General features: G+C 71.6%; 21 protein-coding genes. 10 read left to right on the plus strand and 11 right to left on the minus strand.

Features of this window, described 5'->3' with window-relative positions:
• Positions 1-164: 164 nt before the first annotated feature.
• Genes ACYQPG_RS14070 through ACYQPG_RS14105 form a run of 8 tightly spaced genes read right to left on the minus strand, consistent with a single transcriptional unit; the run spans position 165 to position 11480 of the window.
• Positions 165-2135 carry a response regulator gene (locus ACYQPG_RS14070; protein ID WP_461231150.1) on the minus strand — a complete coding sequence of 657 codons (1971 nt, stop codon included), beginning with the start codon at positions 2133-2135 and terminating at the stop codon, positions 165-167.
• Positions 2132-3853 carry a response regulator gene (locus tag ACYQPG_RS14075; RefSeq protein ID WP_461231151.1) on the minus strand — a complete coding sequence of 574 codons (1722 nt, stop codon included), beginning with the start codon at positions 3851-3853 and terminating at the stop codon, positions 2132-2134. Before ACYQPG_RS14075 ends, ACYQPG_RS14070 begins: the two co-directional genes overlap by 4 nt.
• Complete coding sequence (gene cheB, locus ACYQPG_RS14080; protein WP_419829658.1) at positions 3850-4917, minus strand: chemotaxis-specific protein-glutamate methyltransferase CheB; 1068 nt, start codon at positions 4915-4917, stop codon at positions 3850-3852. The genes ACYQPG_RS14075 and cheB overlap by 4 nt, the downstream gene beginning before the upstream one ends.
• Complete coding sequence (locus ACYQPG_RS14085; RefSeq protein ID WP_419829659.1) at positions 4914-7163, minus strand: hybrid sensor histidine kinase/response regulator; 2250 nt, start codon at positions 7161-7163, stop codon at positions 4914-4916. Before ACYQPG_RS14085 ends, cheB begins: the two co-directional genes overlap by 4 nt.
• A 13-nt stretch (positions 7164-7176) precedes the next feature.
• Entirely contained in the window at positions 7177-8850 is a 1674-nt protein-coding gene (locus ACYQPG_RS14090) for a methyl-accepting chemotaxis protein (protein WP_147939576.1), read from the minus strand.
• Positions 8851-8891: 41 nt separating this feature from the next.
• Positions 8892-9476 carry a chemotaxis protein CheW gene (locus ACYQPG_RS14095; RefSeq protein ID WP_419829660.1) on the minus strand — a complete coding sequence of 195 codons (585 nt, stop codon included), beginning with the start codon at positions 9474-9476 and terminating at the stop codon, positions 8892-8894.
• Positions 9476-10978, minus strand: coding sequence for a CheR family methyltransferase (locus tag ACYQPG_RS14100; protein ID WP_147939574.1), 1503 nt, complete (start codon positions 10976-10978; stop codon positions 9476-9478). The genes ACYQPG_RS14095 and ACYQPG_RS14100 overlap by 1 nt, the downstream gene beginning before the upstream one ends.
• Before the next feature lie 7 nt (positions 10979-10985).
• On the minus strand, positions 10986-11480 hold the full coding sequence (locus tag ACYQPG_RS14105) for a chemotaxis protein CheW (protein WP_147909187.1): 495 nt from the start codon (positions 11478-11480) through the stop codon (positions 10986-10988).
• Between the two features lie 209 nt (positions 11481-11689).
• Between ACYQPG_RS14105 and ACYQPG_RS14110 the strand changes: the two genes are divergently transcribed.
• From ACYQPG_RS14110 to ACYQPG_RS14140, 7 genes are all read left to right on the plus strand, one after another.
• Positions 11690-11938 carry a hypothetical protein gene (locus ACYQPG_RS14110; protein ID WP_147857686.1) on the plus strand — a complete coding sequence of 83 codons (249 nt, stop codon included), beginning with the start codon at positions 11690-11692 and terminating at the stop codon, positions 11936-11938.
• Positions 11939-12254: 316 nt separating this feature from the next.
• The gene (locus ACYQPG_RS14115; RefSeq protein ID WP_147909188.1) at positions 12255-13076 is read left to right on the plus strand and encodes a DeoR/GlpR family DNA-binding transcription regulator; all 822 of its coding nucleotides are present in this window, start codon (positions 12255-12257) and stop codon (positions 13074-13076) included.
• 85 nt (positions 13077-13161) lie between these two features.
• On the plus strand, positions 13162-14694 hold the full coding sequence (gene glpD, locus ACYQPG_RS14120) for a glycerol-3-phosphate dehydrogenase (RefSeq protein WP_461231152.1): 1533 nt from the start codon (positions 13162-13164) through the stop codon (positions 14692-14694).
• Between the two features lie 56 nt (positions 14695-14750).
• Positions 14751-16256 carry a glycerol kinase GlpK gene (gene glpK, locus ACYQPG_RS14125; RefSeq protein ID WP_461231153.1) on the plus strand — a complete coding sequence of 502 codons (1506 nt, stop codon included), beginning with the start codon at positions 14751-14753 and terminating at the stop codon, positions 16254-16256.
• Between the two features lie 217 nt (positions 16257-16473).
• Positions 16474-17205: an MIP/aquaporin family protein gene (locus ACYQPG_RS14130; RefSeq protein ID WP_147909191.1), complete on the plus strand. Its 732-nt coding sequence runs from the start codon at positions 16474-16476 to the stop codon at positions 17203-17205.
• Positions 17206-17333: 128 nt separating this feature from the next.
• Positions 17334-18329: a lipoyl synthase gene (gene lipA / locus ACYQPG_RS14135; protein ID WP_147909192.1), complete on the plus strand. Its 996-nt coding sequence runs from the start codon at positions 17334-17336 to the stop codon at positions 18327-18329.
• Positions 18330-18345: 16 nt separating this feature from the next.
• Complete coding sequence (locus ACYQPG_RS14140) at positions 18346-18816, plus strand: type II toxin-antitoxin system RatA family toxin (protein WP_147939569.1); 471 nt, start codon at positions 18346-18348, stop codon at positions 18814-18816.
• 5 nt (positions 18817-18821) lie between these two features.
• Here ACYQPG_RS14140 and ACYQPG_RS14145 read toward each other — a convergent pair whose 3' ends face one another.
• Both ACYQPG_RS14145 and ACYQPG_RS14150 read right to left on the minus strand, forming a co-directional pair.
• Complete coding sequence (locus ACYQPG_RS14145) at positions 18822-20039, minus strand: FAD-dependent oxidoreductase (RefSeq protein WP_461231154.1); 1218 nt, start codon at positions 20037-20039, stop codon at positions 18822-18824.
• A 20-nt stretch (positions 20040-20059) separates the two neighbouring features.
• The gene (locus tag ACYQPG_RS14150) at positions 20060-20557 is read right to left on the minus strand and encodes a CinA family protein (RefSeq protein ID WP_147939567.1); all 498 of its coding nucleotides are present in this window, start codon (positions 20555-20557) and stop codon (positions 20060-20062) included.
• A gap of 101 nt (positions 20558-20658) precedes the next feature.
• On the opposite strand from ACYQPG_RS14150, the gene ACYQPG_RS14155 reads away from it, so the two are divergent.
• Positions 20659-21054 (plus strand): MAPEG family protein, encoded by a 396-nt coding sequence (locus tag ACYQPG_RS14155; RefSeq protein ID WP_461231155.1) that lies wholly within the window; start codon positions 20659-20661, stop codon positions 21052-21054.
• Positions 21055-21308: 254 nt separating this feature from the next.
• On the opposite strand, the gene ACYQPG_RS14160 is transcribed toward ACYQPG_RS14155, so the two are convergent.
• Entirely contained in the window at positions 21309-22640 is a 1332-nt protein-coding gene (locus ACYQPG_RS14160) for a bifunctional 2-C-methyl-D-erythritol 4-phosphate cytidylyltransferase/2-C-methyl-D-erythritol 2,4-cyclodiphosphate synthase (RefSeq protein ID WP_147909197.1), read from the minus strand.
• A gap of 172 nt (positions 22641-22812) precedes the next feature.
• Between ACYQPG_RS14160 and dusB the strand changes: the two genes are divergently transcribed.
• Both dusB and ACYQPG_RS14170 read left to right on the plus strand, forming a co-directional pair.
• A complete protein-coding gene (gene dusB / locus ACYQPG_RS14165; RefSeq protein WP_461231156.1) occupies positions 22813-23835 on the plus strand; it encodes a tRNA dihydrouridine synthase DusB in 1023 nt (340 codons plus the stop codon).
• Positions 23832-24974 carry a two-component system sensor histidine kinase NtrB gene (locus tag ACYQPG_RS14170; RefSeq protein ID WP_147909199.1) on the plus strand — a complete coding sequence of 381 codons (1143 nt, stop codon included), beginning with the start codon at positions 23832-23834 and terminating at the stop codon, positions 24972-24974. The genes dusB and ACYQPG_RS14170 overlap by 4 nt, the downstream gene beginning before the upstream one ends.
• Positions 24975-24988: the final 14 nt, after the last annotated feature.

The following is a 24988-nucleotide window of genomic DNA, read 5'->3' on the forward strand; positions in this document are numbered from 1 at the left end:
GAGAATTTCCGGCTCCCGGGCCCGGGAAGCTGCGTTCCCGGTTTCGAGAGCGGGCAGGGGCGTCGCGTTCCCAGGGGCCTGTGCGCCCCTTGCCGGACCGATCAGTCCGCCCGTGCGAGCTTTTCGAGCGTCGGCAACGCCGGCAGGGTACCCCCCCGTCGGGTTTATCCCCGCCCCGGATCAGACCCGTCCAGCAGCGCCGAGACCCGGATCGCCAGGTCGGCCGAGCGGAACGGCTTGGTCAGAACCGGCAGATCGTCCGGAATCTGCATCGCCTCCGCATGGCCGGTGAGGATCAGCACCGGCAGGCTGGGGTCGCGGCCGCGGATCTCGGCGGCGAGCTCGATGCCGCTCATGCCCGGCATGGCGAGGTCGGCCACGATCAGGTCGAAGCGGCCAGGCGCGAAGGATCGGAGCGCGGCCTCGCCGTCGCCGGCCTCCGTGGCGTCGTGGCCGAAGCCCGCCAGGAACGAGGCGGTGACGTGCCGGACCTGCGCGTCGTCGTCGACCACCAGGATCCGCGCCGAACGGGCTGCCATCGGGGCGTCGTCCTGCTCACCGGCCGCCTCCTCGGGTGCCTCGGTCGCGAAGGGCAGGGCGAGTTCGACCCGCGTGCCCCGGCCGACCTCGCTCTCGATGGCGAGCCGGCCCTTCGATTGCTGGGTGAGGCCGAACACCATGGCGAGGCCGAGGCCCGTGCCCTGACCCACCGCCTTGGTGGTGAAGAACGGCTCGCAGACCCTGCGCAGGATCTCGTCCGGGATGCCGGTGCCCTCGTCGGTGACGCTGATACCGAGATAGGAGCCGTCGGCGATCTCGGGGTCGCCCGCGATGTCGAGGCGCTGGGTCGCCACCGTGATGGTGCCGCCCTCCGGCATCGCGTCCCGGGCGTTGATGCATAGGTTGAGCACGGCGAGTTCGAGCTGGTCCGGATCGACCTGAACGGCGGGCAGGCCCTCGGTCAGGTCGGTGCGGACGCTGACCAAGCCGCCGAGGCTGCGGCCGAACAGGTCGCTCATCCCGCCGATCAGGGCGTTGACGTCCGTGGCGCGGGCCTGGAGGTCGTGCGCGCGGCTGAAGCTCAGCAGGCGCTTGGTCAGGGAGGCGCCGCGCTCGGCCGCGCCGCGTGCATTCTCGATCAGGCGCTGCACCCGCGGCAGGTCGGCGACCTTGGGGGCGGCGAGTTCCAGGCTGCCGAGGATCGCGGTAAGCAGGTTGTTGAAATCGTGCGCGATACCGCCGGCCAGGGTGCCGAGAGCCTGCATCTTGTCGGATTGACGCAGCCGGGCCTCCAGGGTCCGCTGCTCGGTCACGTCCCGCTCGATCACCGCGAGATGACTGATCGCGCCGCCCGCATCGCGGATCGGCACCCGGGTGACGTGGCTCCAGAGTTCTGCACCGACCGGGCCGTCGCTGGTCAGGCTCTCGGCGACCGCCCCGGAACGGATCGCGGCGGCATCGGCCTCGGCCACGGTGCCGCCCTTCGCGCCGATCAGGTCGCCCTCCCGCTGCCCGAGGCAGCCCGAGACGTCCCGGCCGAGCTGGGCCGCCTTGCGGGCGTTGAGGCGCACGAAGCGCCCGTCCGCGTCCTTGAAGCTGATCGCGTCCTGAGCGTGGTCGAGCAGGCCGCGCAGCAGGGCCCGCTCGGTGGCGAGGTCGCGGCCGAGCCGGTGGCGTTCGAAGGCCTGCCGGACCGTGGAGCGCAGCAGGCTCGCGTCCCAGGGCTTGGTGACGTAGCCGACGATGCCGCCGCGGTTGAGCGCGGCAATCACCGCGGTGATGTCGGCATAGCCGGTGAGCAGGATCGCCTGCGCGTCGTGGAAGGCGCGTGCCTCGGCCAAGAGCGCGTCGCCGGTGAGGCCGGGCATGCGCTGATCCGACAGCACCACGGCGATGTCGGGCTCGGCGTGCAGGATCTCGAGCGCCTCGTTCGGGTTCGAGGTCGTCAGAATCCGGTAGGAATCCTCGAACAGGTCCTCCAGGGCGATCAGGATATCCGGCTCGTCATCGACGGCCAGGATGGTCCCGCGGGGGCCATCGAACCCGGCCCCGTTCTCGTGCAGTGAATGCGTATCCGTCACCGAACCGGTGTCCATCGCAGCGGGGAATGCTCGTCCTGCCGTGCCTTCACTCATGCGCTGGACGCCTGCCGCGGAATCCCGATCACGAAGCAGGCTCCCCCGTCCGGCGCCGCCTCCACGGTGAGCGAGCCGCTATGCGCCTGAACGACGCTGTAGGCAATCGCAAGACCCAGGCCGGTGCCTGAGCCCACGGGCTTTGTCGTGAAGAACGGCTCGAATATCTTTTCACGTAGGTCTTCCGGGATACCAGGACCAGTATCGCTGATGCGGATCTCGTCGACCTCCGGGTTCGACAGGGTATCGATCCGGATCATGCCGCCCTCCGGCATGGCGTCGGCGGCGTTGCCCAGGATGTTCATCACCACCTGGTTGAGCAGCGCCGGGGTGCAGTGTATCTCGGGCCGGCCGGCGAAGCTGCGCTCCACCGCGATCCGGCCGCCGAGCTTGTGCTGGATCAGCGCCAGCACGGTCTCGATCGCCTCGGGCACGTTGACCAGGGCCCGCTCGCCCTCGTCGAGGCGCGAGAACTTGCGCAGGTTGAGCACCAGATCCTGGATCCGGGTCAGCCCCATCCGCATCGACCCGACCCGTTGACGGGCCTTGTCGACGGCGCGGGAGGCCGCCTCCGGGGCAGCGTTCGGCAATTCGTTGAGCAGGCGCTCGACCGTACCCTGATGGGCCAGGATGAAGGCCAGGGGATTGTTGATCTCGTGGGCGATGCCGGCGACCAGCTCGCCGAGCGAGGCCATCTTGGCAGCCTGGACCAGCTTGGCCTGGGCCTCGGTGATCTGCCGATTGGCGTCGGCGAGGTCGCGGTTGGCCCGCTCCAGGGCGTCGGCGAGGCGGGCGCGCGCCTCGGAGGCCTCGGCCTCGGCGCGGGCGCGCTCCACCGCCCGCTCGCGCTCGCCGAACTGGCCGGCGATGCGACGGTCGTCCTCCTCCAGCAGGCGGCGGCGCACGAAGCCGCGCACCCGCAGGGCCAGCACCTCGGCATCGGTCTTGGAGACAACATCGTCGGCGCCGGCCGCGAAGGCCTCGACCAGAAAGTCCTTGGCCGGATCGCTGCCGGCGATGCCCACGAGGTGGAAGCCGGCCCCGGCGGCCTGGCCGGAGCGGCGCTGGCTGATCGCCCGGCACAGGGTGAGGCCGTCATAGGCGTGGCCGAGCAGGTCGACGGTCACGCAGTCGAACGCATCCTCGCCCACTCCGTTGAGCGATTCGAGCGCGGCCTCCGGCCCGTCGGCGGTGGCAACGTGGTGCCCCTCCTGCCCGAGCAGGCCCGCCAGGAAGGTCCGGTAGGTCAGGCTGCCGTCGATCACCAGGATCCGCCCGCGCCGGAACGCGGCGGCACCGGGCCCCTCGCCCTCGGCGGAGGGCCGGCGCTCGCGCAGAAGGGCGCGGATGCGCAGAATCATCAGGTCGCGGTCGGCGGATTTCGGCAGGTAGGCGTCGGCGCCGCTCTCCAGGCCCTTCCGTTCGCCGCCACCGCCGCCGGTGAGCATCAGCACCGGCAGGGCCCGGGTGCGCAGGGACAGGCGCATCTGGCGGATCAGCTCGTCGCCATCCATGCCGGGCAGGTGATAATCGGCCACCACGAGGTCGGGCTGGCTGCGGTTGAGATGGTCGAGGGCGGCTTCTGCGGAGGAGCAGCGTTCCACCGAGAAACCGTTCGCCTCAAGGAGAAGGCGCAGTTCCAGAGCCTGCGTCTCCGAATCCTCCACGAGCAGGATCCGGGCAGGCCCGTCCTGGGCGCCGGCCTCGCTCCGGCTCACGGCCGAGCCCCGGGATCGGCAAGCCGCAGGACGTGGTCGCCGATCCGGTCGAGGGGCAGGATCGCGCGGGCGGCGCCGAGCCGCACCGCCGCCGCCGGCATGCCGTAGACCACAGCGGTGCTCTCGTGCTCGGCCACGGTCTGGGCGCCGGCCCGGTGCATGTCGGCGAGGCCGACCGCCCCATCCTCGCCCATGCCGGTGAGCAGCACGCCGATCCCCGAGGGTCCGACCTGACGGGCCAGAGAGCGGAACAGCACCGTGGCAGCCGGGCGCTGGCCGGAGACGGGTTCGGTGGCGATCACGCGCATCACCCGGCCGGAGCCGATCTCCAGGTGCCGGTCACCGGGCGCCACGTAGACGCGGCCGGGCTCCGCGCGCTCCCCGTCCTGCGCCAGCGAGACCGGCAGGGCCACGACGCTGTCGAGCCAGGTGGCGAAACCCTCCATGAAGGCCGGGCCCATATGCTGGACTACCAGCACCGGCAGCGGAAAGGTTTTGGGCAGGGCGCCGATCACCCGGGCGAGCGCCGGCGGGCCGCCTGTCGACGCGCCGATCGCCAGCAGGCTCGGCGCCTGCGCCGCCGCTTCGGTGGGGGCGGCGAAGGAGGCCAGGCTGGTTCGTCCGGCCCATTCGGCACCGATCGGTCGCCGCCGGATCACCGGGACTTGCGCCATGATTCGAAGCTGGGTGCAGATCTCTCCGGCCACCGCCTCGTAGCCCGCATGGGTCGTCGCCACGGGCTTCTCGACCACCGACAGGGCGCCGGCGCGCAGCGCATTCATGGAGATGCGGAGCGACGAATCTTCCACCGCATCGGCGATCACGACGATCGGGGTCGGTTGCTCCGCCATGATCCGGCGGGTGGTCTCGAGACCGTCGATGCCGGGCAGGCGGATATCCATGGAGATCACGTCCGGCCGCACCGTCTGAAGGGTGGCCAGGGCCTCCTCGCCGGAGGGCACCGCGGCCACGAGTTCGAGCCGGGGATCGCGCGACACGATGTAGCGCAGCAACTCGCGCACCACGAGGCTGTCCTCGACGAGCATGACCCGGACGGGCGTCATAGCAGCTGTCCGATCGTGTCGAGCAGCTGGCGCTGGTCGAATTTCTGCTTGGTTAGGTAGGCGTCCGCGCCGAGGTCGAGGCCGCGGGAGACGTCGGCCGCATCCCCGCGCGAGGTCATCAGGATTGTTGGGAGCCGGGCGAAGCGGGTATCGGCGCGCAGGGCCTTGAGCAGGCCGAAGCCGTCGAGGCGCGGCATCTCCACGTCGGCCAGCACAAGATCGATGGGCTCGATCTCGGCGCGCAGCCGGTCGAGGGCGTCCTGACCGTCGACGCAGACGACCACGCGGTAGCCGGCGGCTTCCAAGATGCCCTTCTCCAAGGTGCGTGTGGTGATCGAGTCGTCGACGACCAGGATGGTCGCCCGTGCGGTGGCGCGGGGCGCGGTCGTCGAACGTGGAGCCTGCGCCATCGTTCCGAGCGAAAGGCCCGACGCCATCGACGCGGCCCGGGCGGCGAGGCCGTCGGGGTCGAGGACCAGCACCGGCACGTCGCCGGGCAGGACAGCCGTCCCGGCGATCAGGCCGGGATCGGCCCCGAAGGCCGGCGCCGGCAGGACCAGTAAAGCGCGGACGTCGTGCAGGCGGTCGACCCCGAGCGCCAGGCGGCCGCCGCCGGCCCGCAGCAGCACCGCGGTCAGGATCGTCGGGTCCTGACCGGCCGCGTCCGGGGCGGTCGGCGCTTGGCCCAGGATCTCGGTGAGGGCGGCGACCGGATGGTTCGTCGCGGCATCATCCGCGCCGATCCGCAGGATCGTCCGCCCCAGGGCGATGGGCAAGCCGGCGCGGTCCATGCGCAGCAGCCGCTCCACCGCGCCGCCCGGCAAGGCATAGGTCCGCCCGGCCGCCTCGACCAGCAGCAGGCTGCGCCGGGCCGCCGAGAGCGGCAGGCTGAACACCAGGGCGGTACCGGCGGGCTCGCGCGGCTCCAGGCGCACGCTGCCGAGCAGCTGGCGGGCGGCATCCGCGGCCACGGACAGGCCGTAGCCCCGCCCCGACAGGGTATCGACCGCCTCCGCGGTGGAGAAGCCGGGCTCGAAGACGAGGCGCAGCAGGGTCTCGGGGTCAGCTTCCTCCCCGGGGGCGATCAGGCCGCGGGCGCGGGCTGTGGCGGCGATCCGGGACAGGTCCGGCCCCGGCCCGTCATCCGTGACGGTGACCTGCAGGCGCGAGCCGCGCACGGCCACCTCCAGCCCGAGCGCCAAGGCCTCGGGTTTGCCGGCGGCACGGCGGATCTCCGGACTCTGCCAGCCGTGGCTCAGGGCGTTGCGCAGGGCGTGGAGCAGCGGATCCTTCAGGGCCTGGAGCAGGCCGCGCTCCACAGGCAGGTCGAGGCCGCGCAGGTCGAGATCGACGTCGCGGTCCTGCTCCCGGGCGGTCTCGCGGATCGAGCGGGCGAGGGGGCCGAGCACGGTCTCGGCCGGCACCAGGGCGAGGCGCTCGGCCTCGGCGCGGACCCGGAACGCCGCGCCCTCGACCGCGCTGGTCGCCGCGGCCTGACGGCGGGACAGCTCCGCGGCCTCCCGGGCGAAGCCGCCGAGATGGGCCGCCAGCGCGCGCAGCTCCGGCTCGTCCGCAACGGATTTGGCCGCCAGCGCCTCGGCGCCGGCCCGCATGTCGCGGGCGAGCCGGGCGAGGCGCGCCAGGCCCTCGGCGGCGGGGGCCTGCGCCGCAAGGGTACTGGTCAGGTCGTGGCTTGCTCGGGCCAGGGCCTCCACGGCCTCCCCGGGCACGCGCAGGATCGCGGCGCCGGACTCGGCGGGCTCGGGGGATGGCGCCGGGGCGACCGGAACCGGCGCCGGCGGGGCGGGGGGTTCGGCAGCCCGCGCGACCGGTGGCGGTGGCGCAGCCGGCGGCGGGGCTTCCTCCGCGGCCTCCCCGGGGAGGCCGAGGCATTGCCCGAGGGCCGATAGGGCGTCGGCCGGCATGTCCGGCCCGGCCCCGTCCTGGAGGCCGGCGACGTAGCTCTCGATCCGGTCGAGGGCCAAGTGGACGGCGTTGGCCGCCTCGCGGTCGACCGGTTGCGCGTTGGTGCGGACCCGCTCGAACAGGGTCTCCAGGCGGTGGGCGACCGCCTCCACGGCCGGGAGATCGACGGCGCGGGCGGCACCCTTGAGGCTGTGGGCGCGGCGGAACACGTCGTTCCAGTCCGGGGTCGCGCTCCCGAGCGCGGCCCGGATCGCCGTGACGTGCTCGCGGTGCTCGACCTCGAAGGCCGCGAGCAGGAGCTGGCGGATATCGGCGGGCAAGGCGGTACCGCCCTCAGTGCCGGTAGCGTTCGGCCAGGGCCATGAGGGCCTGGGCGAGTTCGGTGAGGTTGGCCGAGGCCGCCTCGACCTCGCGGGTGCCGGCCGCCGTCTGCTGGCTGGCCTGGCGGATGTTCTGCAGCGCGCCCATCACCTGCTCGATCCCGAGCTGCTGCTGGTTGGTCGAGGCCACGATCTGCTGGAACGTCTGCACGTTCTCCTCCACCCGCGCCGTGATCTCCTCGATCGTCCGCTGGGTCGTGTCCGAGCGCGTCTTGCCGGCCGCCGCGCGCTTGACCGCCTCCTCGGTGAGCATCACCGACGTGTTGATGCCCCGCTGGATCTCGCCCAGGATCCCCCGGACCTGACCGGTGGCCGCCTTGGCCTGGTCGGCCAGCAGCTTCATCTCGGAGGCCACCACGGCGAAGCTGCGCCCGCTCTCGCCGGCCGCCGCCGCCTCGATCGCGGCGTTCAGCGCCAGCAGGTGCGTGCGCTCCGAGATGTCGTTGACCGTCTCGATGATGTCGCCGATCGTCTGGGTCTTCTCCGACAGGCTGACGATGTTGCCGGCCACCGCCTCGGCCTGCTCGCGGATCGCGTCCATCGCCTTGGCGGTGTCGGAGACCGCGCGCAGGCCCTGCCGGGAGGTCTGGGCCGTGGCCTGGGCGGTGGCGATCACCTCGGTGGCGCGCTTGCCGATCTGGGCGCCGGAATGGGTGATCTCGTCCACCGTGGCCGCAGTCTCCTGCACGGCCGCGAACTGCTCCTCGACCGACGCCGCCTGCTGCTGCGCCGAGGCGCGGATCTCGGCCGCGGCGGCGTTCAGGTCGGCGGTGGCCGCCCGGCTCGTGCGGGCGAGGTCCGACAGGTTGTCCACCATCGCGTTCAGGGTCCGCCCCAGGCGCGCGATCTCGTCGCCGCCGCGCATGTCGAGCCGGCCCGAGAGATCCCCGTCGCCGACCCGCTCCACGAAGCCCATCACGGTCTCCAGCGGGCGCACCACGGCCTGCCGGATCATCCAGGTGACGATGATCGCCAGCAGCACGGCTGCAGTCAGCGTCAGGTAGATCGACAGGCGCGAGCGCTCGTAGACCTCGTGGGCGGCGCGCTGCCCCAGGGCCATACCGCCGTCGAGCAGGGTGCGCAGGTTCGTGATGCCCCCCAGGAACGGCGCCTGCAGTCGGCTGATCTCGTCGTTGCGCGCCTCGACCCCGGCGACGTCCTGTCGGGCGATGGCGGCGAACTGCGCCTCGCCGACGCTCCGCACCTCCCGGAACGAGCGCTGCACGTCCGCCGCGGCCGTGGCGATGCGGTCCCAGACGGCGTTGCGCTCGGTGGAGATCGACTGGGTCCGGTACTCGCCGGCGAGTTGCATCGTGGCGGCGAGGCCGCTCTCGATCTGGGCGGCGGTCCGGCGCCAGGTCGTCAGGGTATCGTCGGCGCGCGCCGGCCGCCCTTGCGCCTGCGACAGCATCGCGATCACGGCGCTGCGCCGCAGGAGCCCGAGATCCCGGGCCTGGTTGCCGAGGTCGTCGAGCTGGCGCAGCACCGACATGTCGCGCCGGACGATGGCGTCGGTGGTGTCGCGCACCGCCCCGATCTGCTCCAGCGCGTAGAAGCCGAGCGCCACGATCACCACGGTGACGGCCACGAAGCCGAGGAGGATGCGTCTTCCGATCGAGAACGTCACGGTCGGGGCTGGCTCCGGTGGAGGGGCGCGCGGACGGGATTTTAGGGCAGCACGCGACGCAAGAGGCGGGGAAGGTCGACGACGACGAAATCCGGTCGGCCGTCGCCGGCCGAGGCGGGGGCATAACCCGAAGCGGCGGCATTGCCCAATCCGGCCGGATCGGCGTCCTCCGCGGTCGAGTCGACAGAGGCGGTGGCGATGCCCAGCACCCGGTCGACCGCCAGAGCGACGGGTTGAGCCTGGCCGCCGCGCAGCACGACGAGATGCCCGCCCCCGCGCTCGCCGTCGGGGGGCGATTCAGGGCGGCCCAGCGCCCGGGCAAGGCCCAGGACGCCGACGATCCGGCCCGACAGCGCGATCAGGCCGAGCAGCGCCGGCACCGCTCCCGGCATCGGCGTGCACGGGCGCATCGGCAGAACGTGCGCTACCGCGGCGAGCGGCAGCCCGTAGCGCTCGGCCCCGCAGGCGCAAACGAGGTGGTCGATGCCGGTCTCCGGCCCGGCAGAGAAGACTCTGCGCTGGGCCAGCGCTGCGGTGCGCTCGGCCACCAGGTCCCGGTCGGACTCGAGCGCCTGGTCGGACTTGGGGCGCCCGCCGCGATCCGGCGCGCTGGGCTGCGCTTCCATCAGGGGCTCCCGATGCCGCTGTCAGGGCCACGCTCCGGCCCGAGCCCGGCGCGGGCGGCGGTGGCACCGGCGGCGATCTCGCAGGCCGCGGCGCCGTCGCCCTCGAGCAGGAGCGTGTTCGGTCCGAGGGCTTGGCTCAACGCGATGGCGTTGTCGAGGGCGCGGGCCGCCTCGACGGGACGGTCGAGCCCGATCAGCAGCAGCCCGAGATGGTAGTGGGCCATCACGAAGCCCCGGTCGAGGTAGAGCGCTGCCCGCAGCGCGCGCTCGGCTTCGTCGTCCCGGCCGAGGGTGCGGGCGAGCAGGCCCTCGTAGAAGCGCAGGGCCGGATCGGTCGGGTCGTGCGCAAGGGCGCCGCGCAGGACCCGCCAGGCGGCGCCGGTTTCGCCGGCATCGGCGAGCGCACGGATGCGGGCGAGGTCACCGGCCGGCGCGTCCGGGTCGGCGGCCACGATCTCGACAGAGGACCGCTCGGCCACCTCCATTGCGGGCGGGCGCGGCTGCGCCAGGGTCGCCACGACGGTCTCGAGCGCCGCCCGCGGTTCCTCGACAGGCCGGGGGCGGGGCTCTGGCTCGGCCGGCGGCGGGACCGGCCGGGGCGCGGGCGGCACCGCGTCGGCAAGGCGGCGGTAGGCCACGGTCCCGGGCAGGCTTACGGGATCGAGGAACCCCGAGAAGGTCGGGTTCGGCTCGGCATGGCCCAGCAGCAGCCAGCCGTCCGGCCGAAGTCTGCGCCCGAGGCCGCGCACCACCGCGGCCACCGTCTCGGCCTCGAAATAGATCAGCACGTTGCGGCACAGGATCAGGTCGTACCCTTCGCCCGGCGGGGTCTTGGGCTCGATGAGGCTTAACAAGTTGCCCCGCTCGAACCGCACCAGCGCGCGGAATTCCGGCCGCAGGGCGTAACCGCCCTCGCGGCGGATCCCGGGGGCGGGGGGCAGGCGCGTGAAGTAGCGCAGCCGGTCCTCCGGCGGCATGGTGCGAAGCGCCCAGCGCCCGTACTCGGCGGCCCGGGCGGTGGCCAGCGCCTCGACGCTGATATCGGTGCCGAGGATCGCGATCCGCCAGTCGGGCAGGGCGTCGCCCAGGGCCTCGCGGACCAAGATCGCCAGGGAATAGGGCTCGGCGCCGGTCGAGCAGCCGGCGCTCCAGATCCGGAGGGTGCGGTCGAGGCTGTGAGCCGCGATCAGCGCGGGCAGGATCGTCTGGCGCAGGGCCTGGAACTGCTCCGCGTACCGGAAGAAGAAGGTCTCGCCAACGGTGATCTCGGCCTCCAGGCAGGCCCATTCCGCCTCGCCCCGGGACCGGTCGGCCAGCAAGACGCTGTAGGCGGCGCAGTCGGCGACGGCGGTGGCCCGGAAGCGCCGGCGCAGGCGCTCGATCAGGAGTTCGTCCTTGTCGATATAATAATGGTGGCCCGTGCGGGCGATGATGCGTGCCTTCAGGGCAGCATAGGCGGGGTCGTCGCCCGGATGGGGGCGGGGCGGAACTTGGCGCGCCATCGTGGGATCACGCGGACGGCGGCAAAGCGGCGAGACGCTCGGCGGCGGCCCGGGTCAGCGCCGCGATCCGGGCCCGTTCCTGCGCGGTCAGCAACCCCTCGGGCGCCAGGGCGTGTACCAGGCTGTCGCCGATCACGAGTTCGGCGGCCACGCAGCCGTTGAGCGTCCCGGCCTCCTCGGCCGGCCGGATCGCGGAATCCGGGACGACCACGAGGTCGGCGGCGCGATCGACGAGGTACGCGACCGCGTCGTCGCGGGTCAGTACGAGATGCGCGTAGAGGCTCGGAGCCGTCGCGGCCTGGCGCAGGCCGAGCAGCGGGGCCAGATCGATCACCGGAATCGGCGCGCCGCCGAGGTTGAGGAAGCCGGCGAGCCAGCCGCCCGTGGCGGGGGGATTGTGCAGGGCCGGCAGGGGCAGGATCTCGGACACCGCCGCGCGCGGCAGGGCGCAGGGCGTGCCGGCGACATCCAGGAGCAGATAGGCCGAACCGCTGCTGGCCAAAGCCGCCCCCTCCCGAACGCATCCCGGGCGCGGTCGCGCCGGGACAGGTCGCGAAATAGGCCCTCGGACCCCGCCAAGCAATCATTCGTCTCCGAAACGCGGGATCGGGGAACCAAGTCTCCTCTGGGCCGCTTATTTTCCGACGCAGCGGCACCACCCAGACGACGGACGGCGCCTCGCCTGCGACAGTCTACGCCCAGGGATTGATCATGAGGAAACTTCTGTTGGCCGCCGCGTCGCTGACGCTGCTCGCGGGCTCCGCCTACGCCCAGGGCAACTCGCCCTACAACTCCTCCGGCGCCCAGGCGGGCGGTCCCCGCGGCGGCATGGAGCGCGCTGGCGAAGCCGCCGCCATGGAGCGCGGTGCAGCCCCGGTCGAGCGTCCGATGATGCGCAAGCGCATGAAGCACAAGCGCATGATGAAGCATCACCGCCGGATGCGTCACCACCAGATGTGATCTGCCGGGACGCCGCACGGCGGCGTCACCCGGACGAACGGGCCTGTCGCACCCGCGACAGGCCTTTTTTGCGGGCTTTTGGCCGCAGGCCCGCGGGATCGGTACGGCGAATACGAGCGGAGCCGCGCACAGCGCGAACCTCCCACGGGGCAGGCGTAGCCTCCGGCAGGTCTGTGAATCCATCGGTTCACAGCACCGAAGCGGTTGCCCGGCCACGCCCGCCGGTTCACTCTCCTGCGAAAGCCGCTGCACGCACACAATGTTCGCAAACGAACATCCGCGTCTTCGAGCGGATCGGGGAACGCCAGGAGTGTCGATGTCACGACCGCTCGACCGGAGATCCGAGGACAGGGTCGAGGTGTCCGGCGTCGAGGGGCGGCGCAGCGCCATCGTGGCATCCGTCCGTCAGCGGGGCTTCGTCACCATCGAGGCCCTCGCCGCGCAATTCGGCGTCACCGTCCAGACGATCCGGCGCGACCTCAACGAGCTGAGCGCGGAAGGGCGGCTGGAGCGCTACCGGGGCGGGGGCGGGCTGCCGTCGAGCGTCGAGAACATCGACTACGCCGACCGCCGGGTGACCCTGCTCCCCGAGAAGACCCGGATCGGCCGGTTGGCCGCCAGCCGGATCCCGTCCCACTGCTCGGTCTTCGTCAACATCGGCACGACCCCCGAGGCCGTGGCCCGGGAATTGACCCGGCACGACGACCTCAGCGTCATCACCAACAACCTGAACGTCGCCCTGTCGCTCGCCGAGGCCACGGAATTCCACATCGTCGTGGCCGGCGGCACTGTGCGCAACCGCGACGGCGCGGTGTTGGGCCAGCTCACCTGCGACACGCTCAGCCAGTTCCGGGTCGACGTGGCGGTGATCGGCATCAGCGGGATCGATGCCGACGGCGCGCTGCTCGACTACGATTACGAGGAGGTGCGGGCGACGCAGACCATCCTGGCCCATGCCCGCAAGACCTTCCTGGTGGCGGACCATACCAAGTTCACCCGGAGGCCGATGGTGCAGGTCGGTCGCCTGGATCAGGTCGACACGTTCTTCACCGACCGGATGCCGCCCCCGGAAATCGTCGCGATGATTGAGCGGCAGGGCGTGACCCTGGCGGTGGCGGACAGCGCAGACGAACCGTAACGAACTTCGTTTTTTTCGCTTGCGAAAATGTTCGGGCGGCTCAATATGTCCTCAACCTGCCATCGAGGGCAGGAGAGGAGGAACAATGCCGGCTGCACAGCGCCAGCACGAGCCGTCCGACGCCTACGATCTCCTGGTCATCGGCGGCGGCATCAACGGCACCGGGATCGCACGCGACGCGGCGGGCCGCGGCCTGTCGGTCCTGCTGGCCGAGCGCGGGGATCTGGCCGGCTTCACCTCCTCGTCCTCGACGAAGCTGATCCACGGCGGCCTGCGCTACCTCGAATATTACGAGTTCCGTCTGGTGCGGGAGGCCTTGGCCGAGCGCGAGCGGCTGCTGCGGCAGGCGCCCCACGTGATCTGGCCGCTGCGCTTCGTGCTGCCCCACGACGAGGGCCTGCGCCCGGCCTGGATGCTGCGCCTCGGCCTGTTCCTGTACGACCATCTCGCGCGGCTGCGGACCCTGCAGGGCTCCAAGTCCGTGGACCTGCGCAGCTCGCCCTACGGCGCGCCGCTGCAGAAGCGCCTGACCCGCGGCTTCGTCTATTCCGACTGCTGGGTGGAGGACAGCCGCCTGGTCGTGCTCAACGCCATGGATGCCCGCGAGCGCGGCGCCACGGTGCTGACCCGCACCGGCGTCGTCTCGGCCCGGCGCGATGGCGACGGCTGGGTCGCGACGTTGCGGGACGAGCGCGGCGGCGGCGAGCGGACCGTGCGGGCCAAGGCCGTGGTCAACGCCGCAGGCCCTTGGGTCAGCGCGACCCTGGGCGGCACGCTCGGCATCAACAGCCGCGCGGCGGTCCGTCTGATCAAGGGCAGCCACATCGTGGTGAAGCGCCTGTTCCCGGGCGACCAGGCCTACATCCTGCAGCAGCCCGACAAGCGCATCATCTTCGCGATCCCCTACGAGCGCGACTTCACGCTGATCGGCACCACCGACGTGCCGTATGACGGCGAGCCCGGGCCGGTCTCGATCTCCCGAGACGAGACCGATTACCTCTGCGGCTGCGTCAACCGCTCGTTCGACACGCGCATCACCCCGGCCGACGTGGTCTGGAGCTATTCGGGCGTGCGCCCGCTCTACGACGACGCCGCCGAGAACGCCTCCGCGGTGACCCGCGACTACGTCCTCGACGTGGAGGACCAGGGCGGCAAGGCGGCCGTGCTGTCGGTGTTCGGCGGCAAGATCACCACCTACCGGCGCTTGGCCGAGCACGCGATCGAGAAGCTCAAGCCGTTCTTCCCCGGCCTCAAGCCGGCCTGGACCGGCGATGCGGTGCTGCCCGGCGGCGCCATGCCAGACGCGGATTTCGACACGTTCCTCGCCAAGCTCCAGGCGGAAAAACCGTTCCTGCCCGCCGAGACCGCGCGGCGCCTCGCTCGCGCCTACGGAACCAAGGCGCGCGAGATCGTGGGGACCGCGCAATCCATGGCCGATCTCGGCGAAGTCTTCGATGGCGGCCTCACGGCGGCCGAGGTCGATTACCTGCGGGTCGCGGAATGGGCGGTCACCGCCGAGGACATCCTCTGGCGCCGCTCGAAGCTCGGCCTGCGCACCGGCCCGGAAAGCGCCGCACGCCTCGCCGCCTACCTCGACCGCAGGGCCGAGGCCGCATGATCTTGCCGAACCCGATCCGGCGCGAGACCGGTCGGGCATAACACAGGGAGGGAACGATGAGCCGTTACGTCGGGGCCATCGACCAGGGCACCACGAGCAGCCGCTTCATGGTGTTCGATCGCGAGGGCAGCGTGATCGCGCTGGCCCAGGCCGAGCACGCGCAGATCTATCCGGCTCCTGGCCATGTCGAGCACGACGCCGCCGAGATCTGGACCAAGACGCAGGGTGTGATGCGCGAGGCCCTGGACAAGGCCGGCCTCCAGCCCACCGACCTCGCGGCCGTCGGCATTACCAACCAGCGCGAGACCACGCTGATCTGGGACCGGCGCACCGGCAAGCCGCTGCACAACGCCCTGGTCTGGCAGGACACCCGCAACGACCGGCTGGTCTCCGAATTCGCCCGCGACGGCGGCCGCGACCGGTTCCGCGACCTCACCGGCCTGCCCCTGGCGAGCTATTTCTCGGGCCTCAAGCTGCGCTGGCTGCTCGATCATGTCGAGGGCGCCCGCGAGCGGGCCGAGGCCGGCGACGTGCTGTTCGGCAACATCGACACCTGGCTGGTCTGGAACCTCACCGGCGGCACCGAGGGCGGGCTGCACGTCACCGACGTGACCAACGCCAGCCGCACGCAGCTGATGTCGCTGAAGACCCTGGAATGGGACGACGGTATGCTGAGCGTCTTCGGCATCCCGAAGGCGATGCTGCCGAGGATCGTCTCGTCGAGCGAGGTCTACGGCGAGACCAAGGCGCCGTTCGCGGGCGTGCCGATCGCCGGCATCCTGGGCGACCAGCAGGCGGCCCTGTTCGGGCAGACCTGCTTCGCACCCGGCGAGGCCAAGAACACCTACGGCACCGGCTGCTTCGCGCTGATGAACACCGGCACCGAGCCCGTCCCATCCAAGGCCGGCCTGGTCACGACCCTGGCCTACCGCCTCGACGGCCAGAAGCCCGCCTACGCGCTCGAAGGCTCCATCGCGATCACCGGCGCCCTGGTGCAGTGGCTGCGCGACAACCTCCACATGATCAAGGACTCGGCCGAGGTCGAGACGCTCGCAACCACCGTCGAGGACAACGGCGGCGTCTACTTCGTGCCGGCCTTCTCGGGCCTCTACGCGCCGCACTGGAACGAGGGCGCGCGCGGGCTGATCATCGGCCTGACCCGCTACGTCAACCGCGGCCACATCGCCCGCTCGGTGCTGGAAGCGACGGCCTTCCAGACCCACGAGGTGCTGGACGCCATGGCGCGGGATTCCGGCATTCCGGTCAAAGAATTGCGGGCCGATGGCGGGATGGTCGCCAACAACACGCTGATGCAGTTCCAGGCCGACATGCTCGACGTGCCGGTGGTGCGCCCGAAGGTCTCCGAGACCACGGCGCTCGGCGCCGCCTACGCGGCCGGCCTCGCGGTCGGCTACTGGAAGGGCCTCGACGACCTCAAGCGCAACTGGGGCGTCGACAAGCGCTGGACCCCGAAGATGGATGCCGGCCAGCGCGAGAAGATCGCCGCCGCCTGGGGCCGGGCGGTGCAGCGCTCCTTCGACTGGAAGCTCGACGAGGATTGAGCGGGCCGGTCCCGCGGCTCGAGAGAGCGCGGGACCTTCGGCAGGGGTTCGGGGGCGGAGCCCCCCAGGATGGCCGGGCGTAACCCCGCGCACGCGAAAAGGCCCGGGCCCTTTGAGACCCGCAAGTTCCGACCTCCAGCCAACGCCCGAGGTCGGCGACGGAAGAACCTCAAAAAAAGACTTTCGTAACAAGACGATCTTTGGGGGAGACCAGACCATGACGTCGCCATTCCTGGGTGAATTCCTCGGCACGATGACCCTGATCGTGCTCGGAGACGGCGTCGTCGCCGGCGCCCTGCTCAAGGGATCCAAGGCCGAGAACGCGGGCTGGATCGCGATCACCGCCGGCTGGGCCTTCGCGGTGCTCGCCGGGATCTTCGTCGCCACCGCCACCGGCAGCCCGGACGCGCACCTCAACCCGGCCGTGACCGTGGCGGGCGCCGTCAGCTCCGGGGATGTCTCGAAGCTCGCCGTCTACATCCCGGCCCAGATGCTCGGCGCCTTCGCGGGGGCGGCGATCGTCTGGCTGCACTACCTGCCGCACTGGGCGGCAACCCCCGAGCAGGACCTGAAGCTCGCCTGCTTCTGCACCGGGCCGGCGATCCGGGACGCCAAGGCCAACTGGACGTCGGAGATCATCGCGACCTTCTTCCTGATCCTGACCATCTCGGCGCTGGTGACCAACACGCTGGGCGCCTCCGGGGCGATCCCGCGCGGGGTCGCGCCCTACATGGTCGGCATGCTGGTCTGGGGCGTCGGCCTCTCGCTCGGCGGCACCACCGGCTACGCCATCAACCCCGCTCGCGACCTCGGGCCGCGCATCGCCCACGCAATCCTGCCGATCGCCGGAAAGGGCGCGTCCGACTGGGGCTACGCGCTGGTTCCGGTGGGCGGCCCGGTGATCGGGGCGGCACTGGCCGGCCTGCTCGTGCGGGTGCTCGGGATCTGACGGAAACGCGGCATCCTCAACCACCGCATGGCGTCCCGGCGTCGCGGTGGTTTGCGGCGCGGGGCCGGGCGCCTTAAGTCAGTCTCTACTGACCGACCGCGCCCCCGGGCGCTTCCCCGCGGTGTGGCATGGCCATCGTCCTCGACATCCTGAAGAACGATCCGCGCGCCGCGCGCCTGCGCCATCCCGAGAAGGCGCACCGGCCGGACCAGCCCGTCCAGGCGAAGAAGCCGGACTGGATCCGGGTCAAGGCGCCGGGCTCCAAGGCCTGGACCGAGACCCAGAAGATCGTGCGCGAGCACGGCCTCGTCACGGTCTGCGAGGAGGCCGGCTGCCCGAATATCGGCGAGTGCTGGGAGAAGCGGCACGCCACCTTCATGATCATGGGCGACACCTGCACGCGGGCCTGCGCCTTCTGCAACGTCCGCACCGGCCTGCCAGACGCGCTGGATCAGCACGAGCCCGAGAAAATCGCCGACTCGGTGGCCAAGCTCGGCCTGCACCACGTCGTGATCACCTCGGTGGACCGGGACGACCTGAAGGACGGCGGCGCGCAGCATTTCGCCCGGACCATCGCGGCGATCCGTCGTGCGAGCCCCGGTACCACGGTGGAGATCCTCACCCCGGACTTCCTGCGCAAGGACGGGGCCCTGGAGGTCGTGGTCGCGGCCAAGCCCGACGTGTTCAACCACAACTTGGAGACAGTCCCAGCAAAGTACCTGACGGTGCGGCCGGGCGCCCGCTACTTCCACTCGGTGCGCCTGCTGCAGCGGGTGAAGGAGCTCGACCCGACGATCTTCACCAAGTCCGGCATCATGGTCGGCCTGGGCGAGGAGCGCAACGAAGTGCTCCAGCTGATGGACGACCTGCGCTCGGCCGAGGTCGACTTCCTGACCGTCGGCCAGTACCTGCAGCCGTCCAAGAAGCATCACGAGGTCGTGCGCTTCGTACCGCCCGACGAGTTCAAGACCTACGAGACCACCGCCTACGCCAAGGGCTTCCTGCTGGTCTCGGCCACGCCGCTGACCCGCTCGTCGCACCATGCGGGCGAGGATTTCGCCAAGCTTCAGGCGGCCCGGCTCGCCAAGCATGCCTCCTCGCACGCCCCCGCCCTCTCGGCCTGAGCACGTCGGAACAGAAATGCCGTCCTTCCGGGTTACCCGCACGGTGCGGCATTCGCCGCAGCAGATGTACGATCTCGTGGCGGACGTGGAGCGCTATCCCGAGTTCCTGCCGCTGTGCGAATCCCTGCGGGTGATCCGCCGTCAGCAGGTCCAGCACCAGGACATGCCGGAGGGCGGTGAGGTGCTGATCGCCGAGATGGGCGTGGGCTACAAGGCGATCCGCGAGCGCTTCACCACCCGGGTCAGCCTCGATCCGGCCAACCACAAGATCGTGGCCGAGTACATCGACGGCCCGTTCCGGCACCTTGAGAACCGCTGGTTGTTCAAGGAAGCGCCGAATGGTGGCTGCGCCGTGGATTTCTTCATCACCTACGAGTTCAAGAGCCGGACGCTGGGCCTCCTGATGGGCACGATGTTCGACCGCGCCTTCCGCAAGTTCACCGACGCCTTCGAGGGCCGGGCAAACCGGATGTACGGCACCGCCTGAACGCGTCAGGTCCGGGCCGGCGCGGACACGTGCTCCGGCCGCACGCCCATCCCGATCATCCGGGCGGGCAGGACCTGAAGGATCGGCAGCCTGTCGAGGATCCGCAGGGCGAGCGGAGCCCGGAACGGCGCATCGGCCTTGAGCGTGGTGGCGATCACCCGGGCCTGGATGAACCGCTGTAGCGCCTGCGTCGCCCGGACCGGGAACAACCGCCGGGCCTGGATCCGCGCGAGGTCTGCCTCGGCGACCGGCCCGGACCGCAGGGGCCCGGCCAGGATGTTGGCCGCCGCCACCGCGTCCTGGATCGCGAGATTGATGCCGACCCCACCCACCGGCGACATCGCGTGCGCGGCATCGCCGATGCAGAGCAGGCCGGGGCGGTGCCAGCGCTCCAGCCGATCAACGGTCACGGTGAGGAGCTTGACCGCGTCCCAGTCGGGAATGGACTCGGTGCGGTCGGCCAGGAACGGTGCCATCTCGGCCACCGCCGCCCGGAAGGCCGGCAGCCCCCTGGCGCGAAGCGTCGTGTCCCCGCCCTTCGGGACCAGGTAGGCGCATTGCCAGATGTCGCCCCGGTCGAGGGTGATCAGGAGACGCCCCGGTGCGAAGCGCCCGGCCGCCGCCTCGGGGTCGCCGTCCCGGCGGGGCAGGCGGAACCACAGCACGTCGATCGGCGCCCCGAAGGCCCGGGGCACCAAGCCGGCGCGTTGGCGCATCCGCGAATGCCGGCCATCCGCGCAGAGCACGAGGTCGGCCCGGATCTCCACCGGCCCGTCCGGCCCTTCGGCCCGCACGCCCGCGACCCGGCCCTCCGCTTCGACGAGGTCGCGTGCCTCGGTCCGGCGGATCAGCCGGAACCCCGGATAGCGGCCCGCCTCGCCGGCGAGAAAGTCCAAGAAATCCCATTGCGGCATGAAAGACAGGAATCGGTTGCGGGTCGGCAGCCGGCTGAAATCGGCGACCCGGTAGCTCCGGCCGTTCACGACTCCCGAGAAGGACTCGACCCGCCGCTGGGGCAGGGCGCGAAAGCGCTCGCCGAGGCCGAGCTCGTCCATCAGGTCGAGGGTGGAGGGGTGGATCGTGTCGCCGCGGAAGTCGCGCAGGAAATCCGCGTGCTTCTCCAGCACCGTCACGGCGATCCCGGCCCGGGCGAAGAGCAGTCCGGCCATCATCCCGGCCGGGCCGCCGCCGACGATGCAGAGCTGGGTCTTCAGGCTGACCATCGACCCCTCCCGCCGCTGGATCAGTCCGCCAGCGCTCCCTCGAGCAGGCCGAGCGCGTCCGCGACCGCCGCGCGGCGGATCGCGCCGCGTCCGAGGTCGCCGTAGCGCCGCTCCAGGTGCCGGCGTCCGCCGTCGCGCAGGGCCAACCCGAAATGCACCAACCCGACCGGCTTCTCGGCGCTGCCGCCGCCGGGGCCTGCGATGCCCGTGATCGCCACCGCGACCGTGGCACGCGAGGCCGACAGCGCCCCGCAGGCCATCGCCCGGGCCACATCCTCGCTGACGGCGCCGTGCCGGCGGATCAGGTCGATCGGCACCCCGATCGCCTCCGCCTTGGCCTCGTTCGAGTAGGTGACGTAGCCGCGCTCGACCACCGCCGAGGAACCCGGCACCGCGGTGAGCAGCCCCGCCACCAGCCCCCCGGTGCACGATTCGGCCGTGACGATCGTGCGCCCGGCCTTGGCGTAGGCCGCGACCAGCGCCTCGGCGCGGTCCAGAAGCTCCGTGTCGTCGATCATCGCACGCGGTTCGCCCTGGGCCGGAGCGCCCTATCTCGTGTTGTGACGCAAGGCCGGCCCTGGCTCAAGGACCAGCTGCCCAGACAGGAAACCCAACACCGATGATCTTCCCCGCGACCACGGCCTTCTACGCCGCGCTGCTCGCCCTCGTGTATCTCGGCTTGTCCGGGTGGGTGATGGGATCCCGCGTCTCCGACAACGTCCTGTTGGGCGACGGCGGCGACGCATCCCTGCTCAAGCGGGTCCGCACCCACGCCAACTTTTCGGAATACGTCCCGCTGGCGCTGATCCTGATCGCCCTGCTGGAGGCTGGCGGCGGCCACGGTCTGGTCCAGGGCCTGCTGATCGCCCTGCTGGTCGGCCGTATCCTCCACCCGATCGGCATGTTCGCCGCGCCGAACACCCCCCGCCAGTTCGCATGCCGGGGCGGCGGGATCCTGCTGACGATGGCCACGATCGCCATCGCGGCGATCGCGCTCCTGCTCCGGACGGCGTGATTTCCTTTTTTGGAGAGGGTGCCTTCGGCGTTCAACGCGGATGAGGGCGGGGGTCGGTCGGAAACCCTTCGGCCTCTTCCTCTCGCAGCGCTAACGGCTTCGCGCGACGGGCCGAACGGATCCCCTCGTCCCGCTCGCGGGGAGAGGGGAAGCCGCGCCGTAAAAGCAGAGACGTGAACATCGCGGCTGGGCGCAGCAAGACGTAGAACGCGGCGGCCAGAATAAGCTTCGGTCCGCCAATGCGAACCAGCCGTTTACCCCTGCCGCATCGCGGTCTCGGCCTCGGCGTCGAGCACCGGGCCGTCCTCTTCGGGGAGGCGGATCGTGGCGGCGGCCTGGGCTGCAAGGCCTTCGGCACGGCCGACGAAACCGAGCTTCTCCGTGGTCGTCGCCTTGATCGAAACGGCAGTGAGCGGCACGCCGGCGATCTCGGCGATGCGGGCGCGGATCGCCTCCCGATGCTGGCCGATCCGCGGCGCCTCGGCCAGGACGGTGATGTCGAGATGGTCGATCCGACCGCCGCGGGCGCGGACGAGGGCACAGGCGTGGGCCAGGAACTGGTCCGAGGAAGCGCCCCGCCAACGCTCGTCGGAGGGCGGGAAATGCGTGCCGATATCGCCGTCCGCGATGGCGCCGAGCAGCGCATCGGTGAGCGCATGCAGCGCCACGTCGCCGTCGGAATGAGCCAGCACGCCGCGATCGGCCGGGATCTTGATGCCGCCCAGCCAGACGTGGTCGCCGGACGTGAAGGCGTGGACGTCGAAGCCGGTGCCGAGGCGGGTGACGTAGGCGGTCATGGCGCGGGCTCCGGGCGCTGGCGTTTCGGTTGAATCGGACGCGAAGGCCCGATCCGCCTCGATCAGGTCGGCGGGCTGGGTGATCTTGCGGTTGGCGATGTCGCCCAGGAACACCACCACCGGCAAGCCCGCCCATTCGGCGAGCGCGCCGTCGTCGGTGAAGCCGTCGAGGCCCTGGCCGGCGGCGTCGCGATGCGCGGCGAGCAGGGGGGCGAAGGCGAAGGCTTGGGGGGTCTGGACCGCGCGCAGGTGCTCCCGGGGCGGGGTCTCGATCACGCGGCCGATACCGGGGGCGATCTCGGCGACGCGCTTGACCGTGTCGGTCACCGGCACGCCGGGTACCGCCGCGCCGTGGTCGCGGCCAGCCGCGATCGCCCGGGCGATCAAGGCCGCATCGACGTAGGGGCGGGCGGCGTCGTGGACCAGTACGATCTCCGGCGCAGCACCCGCCGCCAGCGCCTCGAGGCCGGCACGCACCGAGAGCTGGCGCGTGGCCCCGCCCTCGACGGGGGCGCCGATCTTTTCCCGGAGACCGGGGGCGAGTTCGTCCAAGCAACTGAGGAAGAAGTCTGCCGCGTCGGCGGCGATCACCGGCTGGATCCGGTCGATCGTGTCCTGGGCGGCCAGCGCCGCCAGCGTACGGGTCAGAACGGCCTGGCCGCCGACCCTGCGGTACTGCTTGGGCGTGCCGCCGCCGATGCGGATGCCGCGACCGGCCGCCACGACCACCGCGGCGACGCCGGACTCCGTATCCGCGGGTCCGGTGGCAGGCGTGCCGATGGCGGGCATGGGCGGGAAACTCGTGGGATCCTGGCGCGGGAAACGGGGGCGGGCGCGCGGGCCAGCCGTGCTGCCGAACCTCTGCCGGTGAGGGTGCCCGTCGTTTAAGCGGGGGAGGGCTCGAAATCAACGCGCGGTATCCGCTTGCCAGCGGATCGCCCTTGCCTCATTGTTGTGCAGAATGGCGACTGATCATTATTTAAGCGCGCTGCGCCGTGGACGTCCGGGTGGCGGGGAGAAATCCCCCGCCCCGCTCTGCCTGCTCGCGCCCCTGTCCGGGGTCACCGACCTGCACATGCGTCGGATCGCCCGGCGCTGCGGCGCCGACGCGGTGGTGTCCGAAATGGTGGCGGCACGGGAGTTCACCCGCGGCGCCGGCGAGGCGACCCTGCGGGCCGACGGCTCCGGGGTCGACCTGCACGTGGTCCAGTTGGCCGGCTGCGAGGCGGAGCCCATGGCCGAGGCCGCACGCCTCGCGGAGGCCGGTGGCGCCGACGTGATCGACGTCAACATGGGTTGCCCGGCCAAGATCGTCACCGGAATCGCGTCGGGCTCGGCCCTGATGCGCGATCTCGACCATGCCGAACGGCTGCTCGCGGCCGTGCGCGGCGCGGTGTCGGTGCCGGTCACCGTTAAGATGCGGCTCGGCTGGGACGACGCGACCCGCAACGCCGTCGATCTGGCGACCCGGGCCGAGCGGCTCGGGCTCAACGCCGTCACGGTCCACGGGCGGACCCGGCAGCAATTCTACAAAGGCGTGGCCGACTGGGCCGCGATCCGCCCCGTGGTCGAGGCGGTGTCGATCCCGGTGATCGCTAACGGCGACGTGGTCGACCTCGCCAGCGCCCGGGCGTGCCTGGCCGCCTCCGGCGCCGCCGGGGTGATGATCGGGCGCGCGGCCACAGGGCGGCCCTGGCTGGTCGGGCAGGTCGCGGCGGCGCTGGCCGGCCGGCCGACGGATCCGCCGTCTCGGGCCGAGCAGGCCGGGATGGCGGCCGCGCATTACGCCGGGCTGCTGTCGCTCTACGGCCGCCATATGGGCGTGCGCCACGCCCGCAAGCACCTCGCCGCCTATGCCGAGACCGGCGGGGCGCTGGAGCCGGCCGAGCGCGCCGCCCTCCTCACCACCACCGATCCCGAGGTGGCGCTGGCCCTTCTGGCGCGCGCCTTCGGGGCGTCCGAGACCATCCGGGAGGCCGCGTGACCGAGGACGCCTTTCCGCAGGAGCCCGGCGGCCGGCGCGCCACGTCCGGGGAGGCCGTGCTCAACGCCCTGCCGCTGCCGGTCCTGACCATCGGGGGCGACGAGCGGATCCTCCACTGCAACCACGCCGCGGAGGCGTTCTTCGACTATTCCGCGCGCCTGATGCAGCGGCGTCGCCTGCGCGACATCATCCCGTTCGCGTCGCCGATCATCGCGCTCGTGGCCGACGTCCGGCGCCGCCGGGCCAGCGTCAGCGAGTACCGGGTCGAGCTGACCCAGCCCCGCCTCGGTCTGGAGCGTAGCGTCGACGTGTTCGCCACGCCGCTCGCCGACGACGACGACGCCGTGGTGATGATGCTCCAGGAGCGCACCATCGCGGACAAGATGAACCGCCAGCTCACCCATCGCGGCGCCGCCCGCTCGATGGTGGCGCTCGGTGCGATGCTGGCCCACGAGATCAAGAACCCGCTCGCCGGCATCCGCGGCGCCGCGCAGCTCCTGGAGGGCACCGGCGCCGAGGAGGACCGGATGCTCACCCGGTTGATCTGCGACGAATCCGACCGGATCGTGCGGATCGTAGAGCGGATGGAGCTGTTCGGTGACGAGCGCCCGGCCGATCGCGGCGCGGTCAACGTCCACGGGGTGCTCGACCAGGTGAAGCGCTCGGCCCAGAGCGGGTTCGCGCGCCATATCCGCTTCGTCGAGACCTACGATCCGTCGCTGCCGCCGGTGCTCGGAAGCCGCGACCAGTTGATCCAGGTGATCCTGAACCTCGTGAAGAACGCCGCCGAGGCGATCGGCCCGGATGCGGTCGAGGGCGAGATCACCCTGTCCACCGCGTTCCGCACCGGCCTGCGCCTGCAGGTGCCGGGCTCGCGCGAGCGGGTCAGCCTGCCGATCGAGGTCGCGATCCGCGACAACGGCCCGGGCATCTCGGCCGACCTGCTGCCGGACCTGTTCGACCCCTTCGTGACCACCAAGTCACAGGGCTCCGGCCTCGGACTTGCATTGGTCGCCAAGATCGTGGGCGACCACGGCGGCATCGTCGAGTGCGATCCCGCCCCCCGCCGCACGACGTTCCGCATTCTTCTGCCGATGTCGAGCGCCCGCGACGGGCGTGAATCGTCGGTCGACCCTTGAAATCGTCTTGTGTT

This window comes from Methylobacterium sp. CM6246 (assembly GCF_054818005.1).